General features: G+C 60.2%; 13 protein-coding genes, 1 other RNA gene and 1 pseudogene. 10 read left to right on the top strand and 5 right to left on the bottom strand.

Features of this window, described 5'->3' with window-relative positions; all coding sequences use genetic code 11:
• Positions 1–21: 21 nt before the first annotated feature.
• The 4 genes and pseudogenes from ssrA (at position 22) to OSC50_RS02795 (ending at position 3,744) form a co-directional block, all read left to right on the top strand.
• Positions 22–411, top strand: a transfer-messenger RNA (tmRNA) gene (gene ssrA / locus OSC50_RS02810).
• A 387-nt stretch (positions 412–798) separates the two neighbouring features.
• Positions 799–1,064 (top strand): annotated as a pseudogene (locus OSC50_RS02805) (DUF6124 family protein).
• A 100-nt stretch (positions 1,065–1,164) separates the two neighbouring features.
• Positions 1,165–2,196, top strand: a complete 1,032-nt coding sequence (locus OSC50_RS02800) for a hypothetical protein (RefSeq protein WP_266246840.1) — start codon at positions 1,165–1,167, stop codon at positions 2,194–2,196.
• Between the two features lie 114 nt (positions 2,197–2,310).
• Entirely contained in the window at positions 2,311–3,744 is a 1,434-nt protein-coding gene (locus OSC50_RS02795) for an ArnT family glycosyltransferase (protein WP_253509467.1), read from the top strand.
• 15 nt (positions 3,745–3,759) lie between these two features.
• On the opposite strand, the gene OSC50_RS02790 is transcribed toward OSC50_RS02795, so the two are convergent.
• The gene (locus OSC50_RS02790) at positions 3,760–4,248 is read right to left on the bottom strand and encodes a TIGR00645 family protein (RefSeq protein WP_181080042.1); all 489 of its coding nucleotides are present in this window, start codon (positions 4,246–4,248) and stop codon (positions 3,760–3,762) included.
• Between the two features lie 164 nt (positions 4,249–4,412).
• On the opposite strand from OSC50_RS02790, the gene OSC50_RS02785 reads away from it, so the two are divergent.
• Positions 4,413–6,236, top strand: a complete 1,824-nt coding sequence (locus OSC50_RS02785; protein ID WP_266246843.1) for a hypothetical protein — start codon at positions 4,413–4,415, stop codon at positions 6,234–6,236.
• 6 nt (positions 6,237–6,242) lie between these two features.
• Here OSC50_RS02785 and OSC50_RS02780 read toward each other — a convergent pair whose 3' ends face one another.
• Together OSC50_RS02780 and OSC50_RS02775 are read right to left on the bottom strand one after the other, a co-directional pair.
• On the bottom strand, positions 6,243–6,560 hold the full coding sequence (locus tag OSC50_RS02780; protein ID WP_181080063.1) for a PA4575 family protein: 318 nt from the start codon (positions 6,558–6,560) through the stop codon (positions 6,243–6,245).
• 374 nt (positions 6,561–6,934) lie between these two features.
• A complete protein-coding gene (locus OSC50_RS02775; RefSeq protein WP_181080044.1) occupies positions 6,935–9,376 on the bottom strand; it encodes a Lon protease family protein in 2,442 nt (813 codons plus the stop codon).
• A 266-nt stretch (positions 9,377–9,642) separates the two neighbouring features.
• Between OSC50_RS02775 and OSC50_RS02770 the strand changes: the two genes are divergently transcribed.
• The 5 genes from OSC50_RS02770 to OSC50_RS02750 all read left to right on the top strand — a co-directional run bounded on the left by OSC50_RS02770 (position 9,643) and on the right by OSC50_RS02750 (position 13,835).
• Positions 9,643–10,131 carry a DUF3015 domain-containing protein gene (locus tag OSC50_RS02770; RefSeq protein ID WP_016973832.1) on the top strand — a complete coding sequence of 163 codons (489 nt, stop codon included), beginning with the start codon at positions 9,643–9,645 and terminating at the stop codon, positions 10,129–10,131.
• Between the two features lie 91 nt (positions 10,132–10,222).
• Entirely contained in the window at positions 10,223–12,076 is a 1,854-nt protein-coding gene (locus OSC50_RS02765) for an Lnb N-terminal periplasmic domain-containing protein (RefSeq protein WP_266246845.1), read from the top strand.
• A gap of 394 nt (positions 12,077–12,470) precedes the next feature.
• Positions 12,471–12,794, top strand: coding sequence for a chorismate mutase (locus OSC50_RS02760; RefSeq protein WP_266246846.1), 324 nt, complete (start codon positions 12,471–12,473; stop codon positions 12,792–12,794).
• A 117-nt stretch (positions 12,795–12,911) separates the two neighbouring features.
• Entirely contained in the window at positions 12,912–13,268 is a 357-nt protein-coding gene (locus tag OSC50_RS02755; RefSeq protein WP_181080047.1) for a hypothetical protein, read from the top strand.
• 69 nt (positions 13,269–13,337) lie between these two features.
• A complete protein-coding gene (locus OSC50_RS02750) occupies positions 13,338–13,835 on the top strand; it encodes a GreA/GreB family elongation factor (RefSeq protein WP_266246847.1) in 498 nt (165 codons plus the stop codon).
• On the opposite strand, the gene gdhA is transcribed toward OSC50_RS02750, so the two are convergent.
• Together gdhA and ettA are read right to left on the bottom strand one after the other, a co-directional pair.
• Positions 13,832–15,169: an NADP-specific glutamate dehydrogenase gene (gene gdhA / locus OSC50_RS02745; protein ID WP_253509478.1), complete on the bottom strand. Its 1,338-nt coding sequence runs from the start codon at positions 15,167–15,169 to the stop codon at positions 13,832–13,834. The genes OSC50_RS02750 and gdhA overlap by 4 nt on opposite strands.
• Positions 15,170–15,470: 301 nt before the next feature.
• Positions 15,471–17,135 (bottom strand): energy-dependent translational throttle protein EttA, encoded by a 1,665-nt coding sequence (gene ettA, locus OSC50_RS02740; protein ID WP_181080050.1) that lies wholly within the window; start codon positions 17,133–17,135, stop codon positions 15,471–15,473.
• Positions 17,136–17,229: the final 94 nt, after the last annotated feature.

The following is a 17,229-nucleotide window of genomic DNA, read 5'->3' as shown; positions in this document are numbered from 1 at the left end:
GAAACAACGAGTTACAAGCACGGGGCCGTTTAGGATTCGACGCCGGTTGCGAAACTTTAGGTGCATGCCGAGTTGGTAACAGAACTCGTAAATCCACTGTTGCAACTTCTTATAGTTGCCAATGACGACCAATACGGTGCTGCTCTCGCTGCTTAATTGCAGCTGACATGCACTCCTGGTGCCTTCGGGCCCAGCAATCATCAGGGGATGTCTGTAAACCCAAAATGATTGTCATATAGAACAGAATCGCCGTGCAGTACGTTGTGGACGAAGCGGCTAAAACTTACACAACTCGCCCAAAGCACCCTGCCCGTCGGGTCGCCAAGGGTTAACTTAATAGACACGGCTACGCATGTAGTACCGACAGCGGAGTACTGGCGGACGGGGGTTCAAATCCCCCCGGCTCCACCAACTCAAAGCATCGACAAAACCCGCCCCGTGCGGGTTTTGTCGTTTTTACTCTCCGGAAACACCCACCTGGTCACTCCTCAGAAATCTCCTTCAACATGCAGCGCTCGTGATGAACTGGTGCAACAACTCCTACGCAGATAGCCTCCTTGCGTCGCTGCAAAATCAGCGACCGGGTTTAGCAGCTCGTTTAACATCAAGGCCTGCAAAGCCACCTACCGTTCGAGCGATGCTTCCAGCATCGACTTGTACGAATTATGGCGGCTGTGCGTGGGGCACCTTCGGGTGCGCCGGGTTCCTTGATTCCTGGTCTGCTAACCCGCGCACAGTCGCCACCCTTTTCGTTTAGCAGCGATGTTTGGCGACTCCATCAATCAAGGAGTTTGAACCATGAAAAAAATCACCCCCAACCCCCCAAACCCCCAACCCCCAACATCTTCACCATCGCCCCAAACATCCCCCCGGAAGCATTACTGGTCCAAGCCTGCGAAACCCTGGCCGCATTGAACGTCATGACCACCGACCTGGCGTTCGAGCTGGAAGGTGCGCATCGTCAGAAGTTGTTGGCCAGCCAACAGTTGATCGTGCTGGGTGAGTTATTAATCGACCGCTTGCTGGACACCCTGTCATTCCCTCATGCGCAGGCACTGCCGTAGTGAGCGCAACGGGCGGGCCGCAAGGCTTGCCCGGCTGGTATCCGGGTACGGTCCCGATTAACCTGTCGGCCTTTATCAGACATCCGGAAGTCAGATACCCGTGCTCAAGCCTCTCGCTGTGTTCGCCCTCGCCTGTACGCCATTGCTCACCTGCGCTGCCGACCTGGCGGGCGTCTGGAAGGGGACGCTGGGCAAGTCCGCCATCACGGCCTGCTTCAACGGCGCCGGCGGGGAGCATGGCAGTTATTACTACCAGCGCATCCTCACGCCCATCCAACTGACCCAGGCAAGTGCCAATGCGCCGTGGGTGGAAGAAGGCAATACCGGGTTGTGGACGCTGGGCGGCTTGCAGGGCAATACGCTGGCAGGCACGTGGAGCAAAACGAAGGGCGGCACACCGCTGCCGATTACCCTGCAACGCGTGGGCACGCCAGGCGACGGTTGTGGCAGCGATGCGTATAACGCTGCATTGGAAGCGGCGCCGCTGCCGGTCAAGGTGGAGAAGAAAGCCTTCGGCGAGCACCGTTATCAGCTCAAGACACAAGGCGCGCGCGTCACGCTGCAACTCGAAGGCGAAGGCCCGGCGGTGCAGAAGATCAATCGGCAACTCGCCGCGCTGGCCGTTAACGACGATGACCAGGCTGACTACCTGCGCGAGCGGCGTGAGTATCTGGGGCGAAACGGTTCGGCCTATACCAGTGAAATCGTGGTTGAGCCGACCTATTGGTCGTCGCAGTGGATAACGGTCAGGTTCTATCGCTGGGCCGCCGGTACAGGCGCCAGGGGCATCAGTTGGGGGTTGCATTCGTTTAATCTGCAGACCGGCGAAGGCGTCGACCCGTGGACATGGCTGGGAGCGCGCCAGCAATGGCATGACGCCTATTCCGGCGAGGTGACGCTGCCCGCCACGTTCAGCCATTGGCTGGTCAAGCAAACCAGTACCGACGAGGGCTGCCCGGCGATCACCGACTATTCCCGGTTCGACCTGAGCTTCAACACCCAGGGCCTGCAACTTTCGACACCGGCCAACGGCGACGGCTGCGACAACGAGCTGTCGTTTACCTGGGAGCAATTGGCACCGGTCCTGACGCCTCAAGGCAAAGCCGCACTGCCCAGCTTGCAGGCACCCTGAACACCGATAGAGAAATCCGACGGTCGTTCACGAAATGTTCAGAAACCCCGACCGATACTAGCCGGATGCCAAGGCCGTTCCCCCGAACGGCCCACTGCCCGGTACCCACACCCCATGACGCGTCCCGCCCCTCTGCTGCTCCTGCTCGCTGGTCTGTTGTTTTTCTTTGCCCTGGGTAACCACGAACTGCAAGGCTCAACCGAAGCCCGCGTCGCCGGGATCGCCATGGCCATGCACTTGGACAATGATTGGGTGGTGCCGCAGCTGTTTCGCGAGCCCTTCCTGGAAAAGCCGCCCCTGAGCCTTTGGTTGGACGCCGGGGCGATTCGACTGTTCGGCGCCAGCCCCTGGGCGGTACGCCTGGCCTCGGCGTTTGCCGGGTTGTTCAGCGTGATGCTGCTGTACGCGATGCTGCGCAGATTCGGGCGCCCGCAGACCTTGGCCTTCAGCGCGGCGTTGATCCTGGCGACCATGGCCAGTTATTGGAGCAACGTGCGCGGCGTGGGCGAGGACTCACTGCTCACCCTCGGTGTGACCACTGCCCTGCTGGCGTTCTACCAGGCGGTGCGCCCCGAACGTCAGGGTTCGGCAACCGGGGCCTGGGCGCTGTTCACCGCCGGGATGGTGATCGCCACCTTGAGCAAAGGCGTGCTGGGCCTGGCGATGCCCGGCGTGGTGATTTTCGTCTACCTGGCCAGCACCACCCTGCTGGACAAACGCCTGCGCCTCGGGGATTGGCTTAAACCGGCGGCGTTTACCCTGTTGGCCCTGATTCCTCTGCTGATCTGGCTGATGTTCCTGTTCCAGCGCGGCGGCCTGCAGGCGGTGGGCGAGGTTCTGTGGACCAACAGCGTGGGGCGCTTCAGCGGCGAATTCGTCGAGGCCGGGCATTACGAGCCGTTCTATTACTACCTGCTGAAACTGCCCGAAGCATTTTTACCGTGGAACATCCTGGTGTACCTGGGGCTATGGCATTTGCGCAAAAGCCTGGCGCGTAATCGCTACCACTTGTTTTTCAGTGTCTGGCTGGTGGCACAGTTCACCTTGCTGACATTGGCCTCAAGCAAACGCACGGTGTACCTGATGGCCCTGACGCCCGCCGCCGCGGTCCTGGCCGCCGAGTATGCGCGGGTGCTGCTGGCGTGGCTCCAGGCGCACAAGCCGGCGTTGTACAAGCACCATAAGCGCGTGATCGGCAGCGTGTTCGCCGTGGCGGTGGCCTGCTATCTGACGGCAGCGTTCTGGTTTGCGCCCAAGGCCGACGTGCGCCATTCGTTCGTGCCCTTGATCAGTCAGATCCAGGCGCTGCAGGCCGAAGGCAGGGATGTGGTGTTGTTTCAACCCAACGAACGCATCGCCGGAGCCGGCGTGTTCTACATGCAGGGCTATTTGAAGATCCTGCAAACCGAAGCGCAACTGCACAGCTACCTCGCCGCCAGGCCCGGCAACGTTGCGCTGCTGGACCATACCGACCGGCTGAGCACACAGGTCAAGGTGATCAAGGAGATGGCCGTCAACCGCCAGCCCTACTACTTCATCGAACAGTAAGGCCGGCGCGCGGTATCAATGCTTGGTGAGTTTGTCCAGATAACCCATGGCAAAAGCCGAGACCACGAAGGTCATGTGGATGATCACGTACCACATCAGGTGCTGGGGATCGACGTTCTTGGCGTCCATGAAGATGCGCAGCAAGTGGATGGAGGAAATCGCCACGATGGACGCCGCCACTTTCATCTTCAGCGACGAAGAGTCCATGGTGCCCAGCCAGTTGAGCTTTTCCTTGTTGTCATCGATATCCAGCTGCGAGACGAAGTTCTCGTAGCCGGAGATCATCACCATCACCAGCAGGCCGCCGACCAGGGCCATGTCGATCAATGACAGCAGCAACAGGATCACTTCGGCTTCCAACATGCTGAAGATGTTGGGGATGACGTGGATGATTTCCTGGAAGAATTTCAACGCCAGGATCAATAACCCCAGGGACAATCCCAGGTAGATCGGCGCCAGCAACCAGCGCGAGGCGTACATCGCATTTTCGATAAAGCGTTCCATTGGATCTCACACAGCGTGGTTAGAAATGGCGGCGAGTATACCAGCCGCCACCAAAGCGCTGTAACCGCGAGAAAACTGACCTGAGCGGCTTCTGTAAGAGAATTTTTCTGCTAGTGTCGAGCCCATCAACTCGGCTCGATGACGTCGGACAGGAAGACTCTCAGATGATGGATGTGCGAACCCCTTTGGCCGGTATCGGCTTATGTGCGGCGCTGCTGCTGGCGGGCGGTTGCTCGCCTGATGATGAAAAAAAACAAGCCACGCTCGAAGAGAAGACCGCGCAGTTCGAACAATCCCTCGACCGCATCCAGGACCCCAAGCTGCGCGACGCCATCGCCGACCTCGGCGGTTCCCTGCTGTTGCTCGAGCGCGCGCAGATCAAGCTCGCCAGCAAGCCCATCGAGCCCGAGTACGGCGAAGACACCCTGGCTCTGCTCAAGCATTACCCCACGCCCCAGGCACTGGTGGACACTTACATCAATGGCCTGTTCGTGTTGCGCAAGACCTCTCACTCCGATTACCTGACGGATCTGCAGCCGGTCTTTCCGTTCAACTTCAACCAGCCCGATCAATTCCCGTTTCCCCACAGCCTGGAATGGCAGTCCGTGACGCTCAGCAACCATAAGGTCATCCCGTTCCAACCGGAGTGGTCGGAAACCGACCCGGGCATCCAGCTGAGTCCCAGCAGTTCCAACCTGACCAACCCCGATGATCTGACGGTGACCTACCCGTTCATCGACGGCATCGAGACCGAAAACAAAAGCCAGCCGCAGCCGGTCAGCCTCAAGGGCACAGTGGAAGTCATCACGCCGGGCAATGTGCTGACGTTCGACCTGGCGAAAAAGGACGTGGGCCACCCGCGCACCGAGGGCGCGATCAGCGTTAACCTGCTGCGCCTGGAGAAGAACTACGCCGAAATCGAACTGACCAACCGTGCGCCCCTCGCCCCCCAAGTGGGCGATGAATCCCCCAACCCGCTGCTTGTGCAGGCGCGCGACAGCACCGGGCAGTTTCTCACCCGTGCGGGCGCCATCAATGAGAGTGCAGCCCAGGTGGCGTTCTATCAGAAACAACTGGCCGAGATGCAGAAGCAGAACGCCTGGTCCGATGCATTCGAGCAACAGCTCAACGACGAGCGAAAAGCCTTCGAGCACCAGCAGAGCACCCATTACGCCAAGGTTTATTTCAATGGCCTGGTCGACACCCTGCAGGTCAACGTGCTGGACTTTTCCCAGGCGTCGATCACACGCAAGGACCTGGACCTGCCCGTGCAGCGCTTCGACAGAAACAGCCTGGAAAAAACCGTGCAGGCCCTGCCCATGCCGGTCACGGTGTATGAGGACGGCGCCGCGGCCTGGCTCAAAGACGCCACACTGACCGAAGAGCAACTCAAAAACAGCGTCACGATCAGCCAGTCCGTCGAAGACGCCAGCGCCGCGACCATCGTGTTCGACCATCCCTTCACCTTCAACGATGATCTGGTGGGCGCCGAGCGCAACAGCGGGGAGTCGCCGGTGACCTTCTTTACCGCCGATAACAAGGGCGAGCGCGGCGAGCCCATCGAGTTGCCGACCGAGGCGTATGAGCTGAACCCGGCGCGCGGCACCCTCACCTACGATCTCACACTGTTTCCGGAAACCCCGGCCTTTGTGGTGGGCTCGATTCCGCTGTTCCTGGCGACCATCGAAAAGAACCAGATTGACGCAACGACCCTGCCCAAGGGCCTGTCGCTCAAGGACAACGCGCTGATCGTCGATCAGAAAGCCTTTCCGGCCGACAGTTGGCGCTTCTACGCCAAGGACGCCAGCGGCAATTACCTCAAGGAAATCCTGGGCGTCAGCCACCGCGCCGCGGAATACGGCACGGCGCTGTTTGATGTGCATTATTTTTACGGCCGGCCGACCGTTCTGGAAAGCTATCAGCGCACCGACCTGATTACCGTGCAATACGGGTTCGAGGTCAAACTGGACAAGCCCGAAAACAAATAAGCCTGGCTACAGCGCGAGCTGTTCGTGGCTGCGGTTAAGCGATCGCAGATGAGCCTGCAGGTGCAGGCACCAGATCGGCGGGTCCTCGGCATGCTTGTAGCCTTGCCCTGTCAGATTTTCGACGATCGAGTCGAGCAGTTTGGCGGCTTCCACGGGACCGCGAAAAGGTCCCTGGGATTTGACGGCTGAAGGTTGCTCACCGCTCATTCCGGCGGCGAATAAGACCGTCCACAGGCCGTCATCCCCCGCGAGAGGGCGAATGACGCATTCGATACGGGTAGCCAGGCCGAAGTACTGGCGGGTAAGACAGAGGTTGCGCGGCATGGCGGCGACCCTCGGTAGATCGGTGTTCAATCCCGGCGCGTGGGCGAGGCTGTCTCTATCCAGCGACTCCTGCAGATATCCCTAATCCTCAGAATAGAAGAAAACCACGACAAACCAAGGCCGTAGAGACCAACGGTGCAAGCGCCTCCTGGCGTCAGTCAAATTATTGTCATTTCTGCCAACCTTGCGTTGGCCGAACAGGCCCGCGCGAGGCCAGCTCGCTCACCACAAGGACGAGGAGTGGCGTCAGCATTTCAGCGTCATTTACTTTTAGAAGAAGAGCCGATCACTCCGGCTCTGTGACAACACACCAACCCATGTGGTGAGCGGGCTTGCCCCGCGCGAGGCCAGTTCGCTCACCGCCTATGGGCCGGTTATGAAGCGGGCTTGGCTTCGGCCAGTGCCTGCTGTGCCAATTCCTTCTCGGCTTCTTTGAGATCGTCCTCGCTGATCATCTCGGCGATCGCGCGCAACCGCTCGACCACACGGGCGTTGACGGTGCCTTCCGGGAATTGCCCTTCGGCATCCGGCTCACCGGCATCCTCGCCCACCAGCAGGCTCAAGGCTTCGTCGGCCTGGCGCACTGCATAGATGTGGAACTGCCCGGCGCGTACGGCCTGCAGCACTTTCTCATCAAGCATCAGCGTGGCGACGTTGGCCTGGGGGATGATTGCCCCCTGCTCGCCGGTCAGCCCGCGAGCCTCGCAGAGACGGAAAAACCCTTCGATCTTCTCGTTGACCCCGCCGACCGCCTGCACTTCACCAAACTGGTTGATGGAACCGGTGATGGCAAAACACTGCTTGAGTGGGGTTTTCGACAGGGCCGAAATCAACGTACACGCCTCACCCAGGGACGCACTGTCACCGTCCACGTAGCCGTAGGACTGTTCCAAAGCGATGCTGGCCGAAATCGCCAGCGGAAATTCCTGGGCATAGCGGCTGCCCAGGTAACCCGTGAGGATCATCACGCCCTTGGAGTGGATCGGCTGGCCGAGGTTGACCTCGCGCTCGATGTCGACAATCCCGCTGCCGCCCGGGTACACCGTGGCGGAAATCCGCGCCGGCACGCCGAACGCCGAGTCGCCCACTTCCAGCACCGTCAGCCCGTTGCACTTGCCAACCGCCGCACCGGCCGTGTCGATCAGGATTACCCCGGCGAGCATATCGTCGAGAATCCGCGCCGATACCCGCCCGGTGCGCGTGGCCTTGGCCTTGAGCGCGCGTTCGATATGGCCGGCGTCAGTCATCTCGTCGCCCGCCAGATGGCGAATGAAATCCGCCTCGCTGACCAGTTGGAAGAGATCACCAATGCGCGCCGACAAGCGCCCCTGATGCTCCGCCAGCCGCGCGCTGTAAGTAGCCAGGCGCGCCACGGCGTCCGACGTCAGCGGCGCCATGCCTTCTTCCGAGGTGCGGGTTTTGAGCAACTGCGCGAACTGCTCCAGGCTTTCGTCCACCATCGGGATGTCTTCGTCGAAGTCCACCAGCACCCGGAACATTTCCTGGAAGTCCGGATCGGCGTCCTGCAAGGCGTAGTACAACTGACGCGAACCGATGATGATGACCTTGACCTGCAGCGGGATCATCTGCGGGTTGAGGGTCACAGTTGCCAGGCGACCCAGTTCGCCCAGGGGCGATTCCATTTTCAGCTTGCGCGACTGCAGGGAACGCTTGAGCGCGTCCCACACGAACGGCTCGCTGAGCATTTTTTCCGCTTCAAGGATCAGGAATCCGCCATTGGCACGGTGCAACGCCCCGGCGCGCAGTTGCCGATAGGTGGTGTAGAGCGCGCCCTGGTCGGTGCTGTATTCGATACGGCCGAACAGGTTGTCGTAGGTTGGGTGCGGTTCGAACACCACCGGCGCGCCGCCGTTGACCGGATGGCCCACCACCAGGCTCGGGCAATATTGCTCTTCCAGCAGCTTGCGGGCCTGGGCGTCGGTCTTGGCATCATCCACCAGTTGCTCGACCACGGTCTTGAGCAGGTACACCTGCATGGCTTGCAGGTAACCGCAGACGGCCGCGTTTTCCGCGTATTTTTCCGACAACGGCGCCAGCAAGGGCTGCAGGGCCAGGGTGATGGTTTCTTCGTTGAATTGGCGCAGCTGGTTATTCGACTCACGCTTCCACTGCGGCAGGCTGGCCAGCTCTTCGTTGAGGCGCTCTTCCAGCTCGGAAATATCGGTATGAAAGCGCTCGCGCTCGGCCTCGGGCAGCTGCGAGAACTCGGCCTCGTCCAGCGCCTTGCCATCGAGCATGGGAGTGAAGGCGATGTTGGAGCTGTCGCGGTACAGCGCCACGTCCTTTTCCAGCGCCAGGCGTTCGATGACATCCAGCGCCTTGTCGTAGCGCTGATTGAAGGCGCGGTCGATGGCGCTCTTGCGCTGCTGGTAGGTGGGGTGTTCGAACACCGCGGGGAATGTGGCCACCAGGTTGTCGATCAGTGCATTGATATCGGTGATGAACGCTGCGGCGCCACCGGCGGGCAACTCAAGGGCGCGCGGCTCGCGCGGCTCATCGAAATTATTGACGTAGACCCAGTCCGACGGGGTCTGCAGGCGCTTGCCCTCGGCCTTCAGGTAGCGTTTGACGAACGAAAAGCGACCGGTACCCGGCTCGCCCATGACAAATACGTTGTAACCGGGGCGTGGCATGGCCACACCGAACTGCAAGGCTTCAACCGCGCGTTCCTGGCCAAGCACACCGCGAAAGGGCTCCAAATCATTGGTGGTCGAGAAGCTGAACTGTTCAGCGGAGAAAGGACGAGTCAGCGCATCAGGCGCTAGACGCAGGCTGGCAGCAACAGGATCAGGCATCGGGCTTCCTTACATCAGGCGGGGCAGATAACGGCATTCTGGCTCCCCCTTGCGCGCTCTGGCAAGGCAGGTCTCTGGGAAAGCTTAGACGCGGGACGCGACCGGCAAATATTTCATCAAATCGCCAACGGTTTTATAAAAACACACGGAACCCTTCGAACGTGCCTAAACTCCAAACTGCGCGGGTTGGACTAATAACCGATCCCTGGGGCGCTATGAAGTGCCTGAACCCTTGTCCATTGGTTGCACACAAAGAGAACAAAGCTATGAAACGGATCCTTCTCGGTACTCTCTTCACCGTCGTCTCCCTCAATGCAATGGCAGAAGCGCCAGGTGGCCCGAACTGCGGTTGGGGCAACATGTTGTTCGAAGGCCAGCGCGGTACTCCGGCTCACTTCCTGGCTTCCACCACCAACGGCACCTCCGGTAACGCCACCTTCGGCATGACCTCGGGTACCAACGGTTGCAGCACCAATAGCGCGCTGACCTACGGCGGCAAGTCCTGGATTGCCATGAATGGCATGATGAACGAGCTGTCCGAAGACATGGCCAAGGGTAATGGCGAAGCACTGACCACCTACGCCGTGGTACTGGGCGTTGCCCCTGAAGATCGCGAGCACTTCGCTGCCGTGACCCACGAGCACTTCCAGCAGATCTTCAGCAAGGCTGACGTGACCGCTGACGACGTGCACAACAACACCCTCGCTGTACTGAAAAGCGATGCCCGTCTGGCGAAATACGCGACCCAGGCTTAAGCTCGACCGGCCCGCGCCTCTCCAGGCGCGGGTTTTATTTTTGGGCCCGCCTCCCCTTTGGGTCTTTCTATTTCCGACTTAAGTTGCCTCTATGCTCAAACGAATTGCCTGCCTGGCACTCTTCGCCTGCGCCCCGCTGTATGCGGCCCCGCACCTTGATGATCAGCGTTTGCAGCAATTGGCCAACGATCCGTTCTGGCTTTCCCTGGGCCATTACGAAGCCGGCAAGCTCAAAGGCTGGCGCAGTTATGTCAGCGATAAGAAATTCTTCCTCGCGGCCGATGGCGCTCACCATCCGGACGCGGAACTCAAGGCCACCGTCGACGCACTCTATGCGCCCGCCAGCCTGGGTGAAAAACACGCCCAATGCGTTTACCCCGCACGTACCCGCTGGCTCAAGGATCAGTTGCACCTGACCGACCTGCCCGCCGTGGACTGCGCCGAATTCAAGCAATGGTTCAAGGACGTCGCCCCCCACAGCGCGGTGATGATCTTCCCGGCGGCCTACCTCAACAGCCCGTCGTCGATGTTCGGCCACACCTTGCTGCGTATCGACCAGACCGACGTGCAAAGCAACAACACCGCGCTGCTCAGCTACGCGATCAACTTCGGCGCGTATATCGAGGGCTCGGACAACAGCATCCTCTACGCCTGGAAAGGCCTGATGGGTGGCTACCCCGGCCTGTTCGCGCTGGTGCCCTACCAGGAAAAACTCTCCGAGTACCGTAGCCTGGAGAACCGTGACTTGTGGGAATACCGCCTCAACCTTACCCAGGTCGAGACCGAGCGCATGGTCGAGCATGTGTGGGAACTCAAGCAGATCCAGTTCGATTACTTCTTCTTCGACGAAAACTGCTCCTATCGCCTGTTGGAGCTGCTGCAAGTCGCCCGCCCCGGCCTGCGTTTGACCGAACAGTTCCCGCTGACCGCCATCCCCACCGATACCGTCAAAGCGGTGAAAGAGGCCGGTCTGGTGGAAAAAATCGACTATCGCCCGTCCCGCGAGCGCGAATTGCTTGAACGCGCCAACCCCCTGGACGGCGACGAGCAGCAATGGGTGCTCAAGATCAGCGACGACCAGAAACAATTGCAGCAAGCGGCCTTCAAAGCCCTGCCCCGCGAGCGCCAGGCCCTGATTATCGACGCTGCCTACCGCCTGGGCCGCTACCGCGCCAACGGCCTGGAGCGCGACACCGCCCGCTCCCAGCGCAGCTTCGAACTGCTGCGCGCGATCAACCAGAACCCCGCGCCCGACCTCAAGATCCAGCCGCCCGGCCTGCCGGAAGACGGCCATGAATCACGTACCTGGCAAGCCGGCATCGGCACCCGTGGCGACAAGGCCTTCGGCGAATACGGCCTGCGCATGGCTTACCACGACCTCAACGACAACGCCGAAGGCTTCCCCCTCGGCGCGCAGATCGAAATCCTGCAAATGAAACTGCGCCAGTACGAAGGCAATCACTGGCAACTGCAGCAACTGGACCTGGCCACCATCCGCTCCCTGACTCCACGCAACGCGTTACTGCAACCCTGGTCGTGGCAAGTCACCGGTGGCCTGGAGCGCGTACCGGGCAAACACGACGACGAAACCCTGGTCGCCCACGTCAATGGTGGCGCCGGCAGCACCTGGCAACTGCGCGACGACATGCTCGGCTTTGCCCTTGGCACCGTGCGGGTGGAGCATAACAACGACTTCAGCGAAGCCATCTCCCCCGCGGCGGGCTTCAACACCGGCGTGCTGTGGAAAAACCCGCTGGGCAACCTGAGCCTGGAAGCCAAGGGTGACTTCTTCACCAATGGCGAAGTACGGCGCAGCCTCAGCCTCAACCAGCAATGGGAACTGTCGCGCAACCTGGGCCTGCGCCTGAGCGCCCAGCGCGAATACAGCCATTTATCTTCGCCGGTCAATGAAGTGATGCTGGAAGTGAAGTGGTATCACTACTGACCAACGCCTGCCGGAAAACGAACATGTGGTAGGGGGTATGCCCCCGATGGCGGCGGTTCAGTCCAGTATCGAGTGGCTGACACACCTCTATCGGGGCATGGGTCTCTACACAACTTTTCCGATCCTGAAAAAACTCCCTGTGGCGAGCGGGCTTGTCCCGCGTTGGGCTGCGTAGCAGCCCCGGTAAAGAAGAACGCGGTGTATCAGACACTCTGTAGAGGCTGGTTTTGGGACTGCTACGCAGCCCAACGCGGGACAAGCCCGCTCGCCACAACAGCTCTATCTGCCGGGCGTTTAGTGTTAAGCCAAAGCTGTGTAGATACCTATGCCATCAGGGGGCAAGTCCCCTCCCACATTTGCTAGCATTGCCTGCACAATCAGGAGTTCACTCGACATGGCCGTCATCTGCACCACCCTTGAAGAAGTGCGAACCAACATCGACCGCCTCGACCAGCAAATCGTCACCCTGCTGGCCGAACGCGGCCGCTACGTCTCCCAGGCTGCCCACTTCAAGAAAGATGCCGATGGCGTCAAGGCACCGCAACGGGTCGAACAAGTGATCGCTAAAGTGCGCAATCTGGCGCAGGCGGCGGGAGCCAATCCGCAAGTCACCGAGCAGGTGTACCGCGCCATGATTGCAGCGTTTATCCAACAGGAACTGGCTGACCATGCGGCGCTGACCACTCAACAGGCGGCCTGCCCCCCTGAAGTCAGCTGAGCACAGGTTTGGCCTCAACCGTAAGCCCAACACATTTCTCACACCCGCTTCACATCCGTCCGACGAATCCCCTTCTAGACTTTCCCTATCAGCCGTAAAACGGCCAGGGAGTACGCCATGTGGCGCTATGCGGTCATGTTGTATGCGGTACTGGGGTTGGCGGGTTGTCAGACCACCCATCAGGAGTTATTGGCCAAGGGTTATCCGCCGGCGTTCGCCGATGGCTTTGACGATGGCTGCAGCAGCGGTCGCCAGGCGGCTGGGGTGATCAGCGGGGAGTTTCGCAAGAACGTGCCGCGCTATCTGAAGCAGCGCGAATATGCCGAAGGCTGGGAGGACGGTTTTCGCCAGTGCAAGGCGATGCGGGAGAACGAAGAACTGCGCGATTACAAAGAGCGCCATTGGGATGAGCGCGAACGTGAGTGGCAGCAGGAGAAGGATCGCGATGCGGCTCGGGCCTATCGCGCCCAATAGGTCGCTTTCAGACATCCAGCGAAACTAAAGCGCGGCGAACATGGCCCAAGCTCCATAGAGGAGATCATGATGAGCCGTGCTTTTGTTAATGAAGATAACGCCGCCGCCCAGGCCGATCAGCCGGTGGAGCGTCAAGTCAGTGAGCAACCCAACCGCCTGACCGCGCAAGGTCTGGCGCAGTTGCACGCCAAAGTCGCTCAGTTGCAGCAGGAACATGGCGCTGAATCAGCCAAGGGCGAGCAGGCCGATAAACAGCGCCAGGCCGACCTTGAGCGGGATTTGCGCTATTTCAACCAGCGGGTGCAAAGCGCCCAGGTAGTGGCGCCTGCCACGTCCACCGACCAGGTACAGATCGGCAGCTGGGTCACCTTCGCCAACGAGCACGACGAACAGCAGCGCATCCAACTGGTGGGTGAAGACCAGGCCGACGCCAACGCCGGTTTGATCAACTGGGGTTCACCCCTCGGCCGCGCATTACTCGGTGCACGCATCGGTGACGAGGTGTTGTGGAAGCGCCCCGTCGGCGATCAGTTGATCGAAGTGCTGCACATCGACGCCGAGGTTTAGACGATGCCTTGGGCCAGCATCGCGTCGGCGACTTTCACGAAGCCGGCGATGTTCGCGCCTTTGACGTAGTTAACCCGGCCGTGTTCTTCGCCATAGTGCACGCACGCGTGGTGGATCGACTGCATGATCGCGTGCAGCTTGCTGTCCACTTCCCCGGCGGTCCATAGCAGGCGCATGGCGTTCTGCGACATTTCCAGGCCGCTCACCGCCACACCGCCGGCATTGGATGCTTTGCCGGGTGCGAACAGAACCCCTGCCTCGATAAAGATATCCACAGCCTCCAGCGTGGTCGGCATATTGGCGCCTTCAGCCACGCAGATGCAGCCATTGCCCAACAACGTGCGGGCCGCGTCGGCGTCCAGCTCGTTCTGGGTGGCGCAGGGCAAGGCGATGTCGCAGGCCAGCGCCCACGGCGTTTGCCCTTTGCGGAACTCCAGGCCAAAGCGCTCGGCCAGTTCGCTGATACGGCCGCGTTGCACGTTTTTCAGTTCCAGCAGCGCCGACCATTGTTCTTCGGTCAGGCCACTCTCGGCGTACAGGGTGCCTTCGGAGTCAGACAAGGAAATCACCTTGCCGCCCAGGTCCATGACCTTACGCGCCGCGTATTGCGCCACATTGCCGGACCCGGATACCGCGACGCGCTTGCCTTCCACGCGCAGGCCGTCGCGCTTGAGCATCTCTTCGGCAAAGTACACACAGCCAAAACCGGTGGCTTCCGGGCGGATCAGGCTACCGCCGTAGGTCATGCCCTTGCCGGTGAACACCGAGGTGAACTGATTGCTCAGCCGTTTGTACTGGCCAAACAGGAAGCCGATCTCACGGGCACCCACGCCGATATCACCGGCCGGCACGTCGACATCCGCACCGATATGCCGGTACAGCTCGCTCATGAACGCCTGGCAGAACCGCATCACTTCTGCGTCGCTCTTGCCCTTGGGATCGAAGTCCGAACCACCCTTGCCACCGCCCATGGGCAGCGAGGTCAGGGAATTCTTGAAGGTCTGTTCAAAGGCGAGGAATTTCAAAACCCCCAGGTTGACCGACGGATGGAAGCGCAGGCCGCCTTTGTACGGGCCGATCGCGCTGTTCATCTGGATGCGGAATCCGCGATTGACCTGGACCTTGCCCTGGTCATCCACCCACGAAACCCTGAACGTAATCGCACGCTCGGGCTCGCACATGCGCTCCAGGATGCCAGAGGTCAGATAGTGCGGATTGGCTTCAAGAAACGGCCACAGGCTGCGCAGGACTTCTTCTACTGCCTGGTGAAATTCCGGCTGGTCGGGGTCACGTTTCTTAAGGCGAGCGAGGAAGGATTCGACGGATTCGATCATGAAGAGTCTCGGCAAATTGATTGTTTTTAAAATGAGATTGGGCCGGACTTTAACAATTCATGTCGCACCGCGACAGGGCAAAATGTCGCCTTTGTGAATTTAAATGGTGCAATGGATATAAATAAATCAGAGAAATGGACGTTTTATGCACTTAAAAAGGGATTGCCAAGCTGGGGCGTGCACCGTCAGAGGAAGTGCTATCGCGGGCGAGCCCCCTCCCACAGTTGAATGATGTGGGGCAGGGAAAATGTGCAAAAAAAAACGGTGCCCGAGGGCACCGCTTTTTTCAACCCGGCCCGAATCAGGCCAGTTTTTTGTGGCGTACGCGGTGCGGCTGGGCAGCAGCATCGCCCAGGCGCTTCTTGCGATCGGCTTCGTACTCGGTGTAGTTGCCTTCGAAGAACACCGCTTGGGAGTCATCTTCGTATGCCAGGATGTGCGTCGCGACGCGGTCAAGGAACCACCGGTCGTGAGAGATCACAATGGCGGCGCCAGGGAAGTCCAGCAGGGCTTCTTCCAGGGAACGCAGGGTTTCGACGTCGAGGTCGTTGGACGGTTCGTCGAGCAGCAGCACGTTGCCGCCCTCTTTCAGGGTCAGGGCCAGGTGCAAGCGGCCGCGCTCACCACCGGACAGGTCCTTGACGAACTTCTGCTGGTCGCCGCCCTTGAAGTTGAAACGGCCGACATAGGTGCGCGACGGGATTTCATAGTTACCGATGCGGATCTGGTCGGAACCGTCGGAAATCTGCTGGAACACGGTCTTGCTGCCGTCCAGGTCTTCACGGCTCTGGTCAACACAGGCCAGCTGCACGGTTTCACCGATTTCAATGCTGCCCGAATCCGGAGTTTCCTTGCCCATCAGCATGCGGAACAGCGTGGATTTACCCGCACCGTTACCACCAATTACGCCGACGATCGCGCCTTTTGGCATGGAGAACGACAGGTTGTCGATCAACACGCGGTCGCCGTAGCCCTTAGTTACGTTCTTGAATTCGATGACCTTGTCACCCAGGCGCGGACCGGCCGGGATGTAGATCTCGTTGGTTTCGCTGCGCTTCTGGAATTCCTGCGACTGCATTTCTTCAAAGCGTTGCAGACGCGCCTTGGATTTGGACTGACGGGCCTTGGCGCCTTTGCGCACCCATTCCAGTTCTTCCTTCATGGCTTTTTCGTGAGCCGATTGCTGCTTGGACTCGGCGGCCAGACGGTCGGACTTGGCTTCCAGCCAACCGGAGTAGTTACCCTCGTAAGGGATACCGGCGCCACGGTCGAGTTCGAGGATCCAGCCGGCCACGTTGTCGAGGAAGTAACGGTCGTGCGTGATCGCAACCACGGTGCCCGGGAAATCGTGAAGGAAATGTTCCAGCCAGGCGACGGAATCGGCGTCCAAGTGGTTGGTCGGTTCGTCGAGCAACAACATGTCGGGGGCCGACAGCAGCAGGCGGCACAGGGCCACACGACGCTTTTCACCACCGGAGAGGTGCTCGACCTTGGCGTCCCACGCCGGCAGGCGCAGCGCATCGGCGGCAACTTCCAGCTGGCGCTCCAGATTGTGCCCGTCGCCGGCCTGCAGGATGGCCTCAAGCTTGGCCTGTTCGGCGGCGAGCTTGTCGAAGTCGGCATCCGGTTCGGCGTAGGCGGCGTACACCTCGTCCAGGCGCGCCTGGGCGTCTTTGATCACGCTGACGGCCTCTTCGACCACTTCGCGCACGGTCTTGGTCGGATCCAGAATCGGCTCCTGCGGCAGGTAACCGATGTTCAGCTCCGGCATCGGGCGCGCTTCGCCTTCGAATTCGGTGTCGACGCCGGCCATGATTTTCAGCAGGGTGGATTTACCCGAACCGTTGAGGCCGAGCACGCCGATCTTGGCGCCGGGGAAGAAGGACAACGAAATGTTTTTCAGGATTTCCCGCTTCGGTGGGACGACTTTGCCCAGCCGATGCATGGTGAAGACGTATTGAGCCAAAATGGAGCCCTCTGATGAACTGTGTAAACAAAGGCCGGTATTCTACGTCAAGATGAACCTGTGCACAGATGCAGAACGCCGACCGGTGTCACAC

Source organism: Pseudomonas quebecensis (genome assembly GCF_026410085.1).
Taxonomy (GTDB): Bacteria; Pseudomonadota; Gammaproteobacteria; order Pseudomonadales; family Pseudomonadaceae; genus Aquipseudomonas; species Aquipseudomonas quebecensis.
Note: the sequence above shows the minus strand (reverse complement) of the source record. Positions and strands in the feature narration are given on the sequence as shown.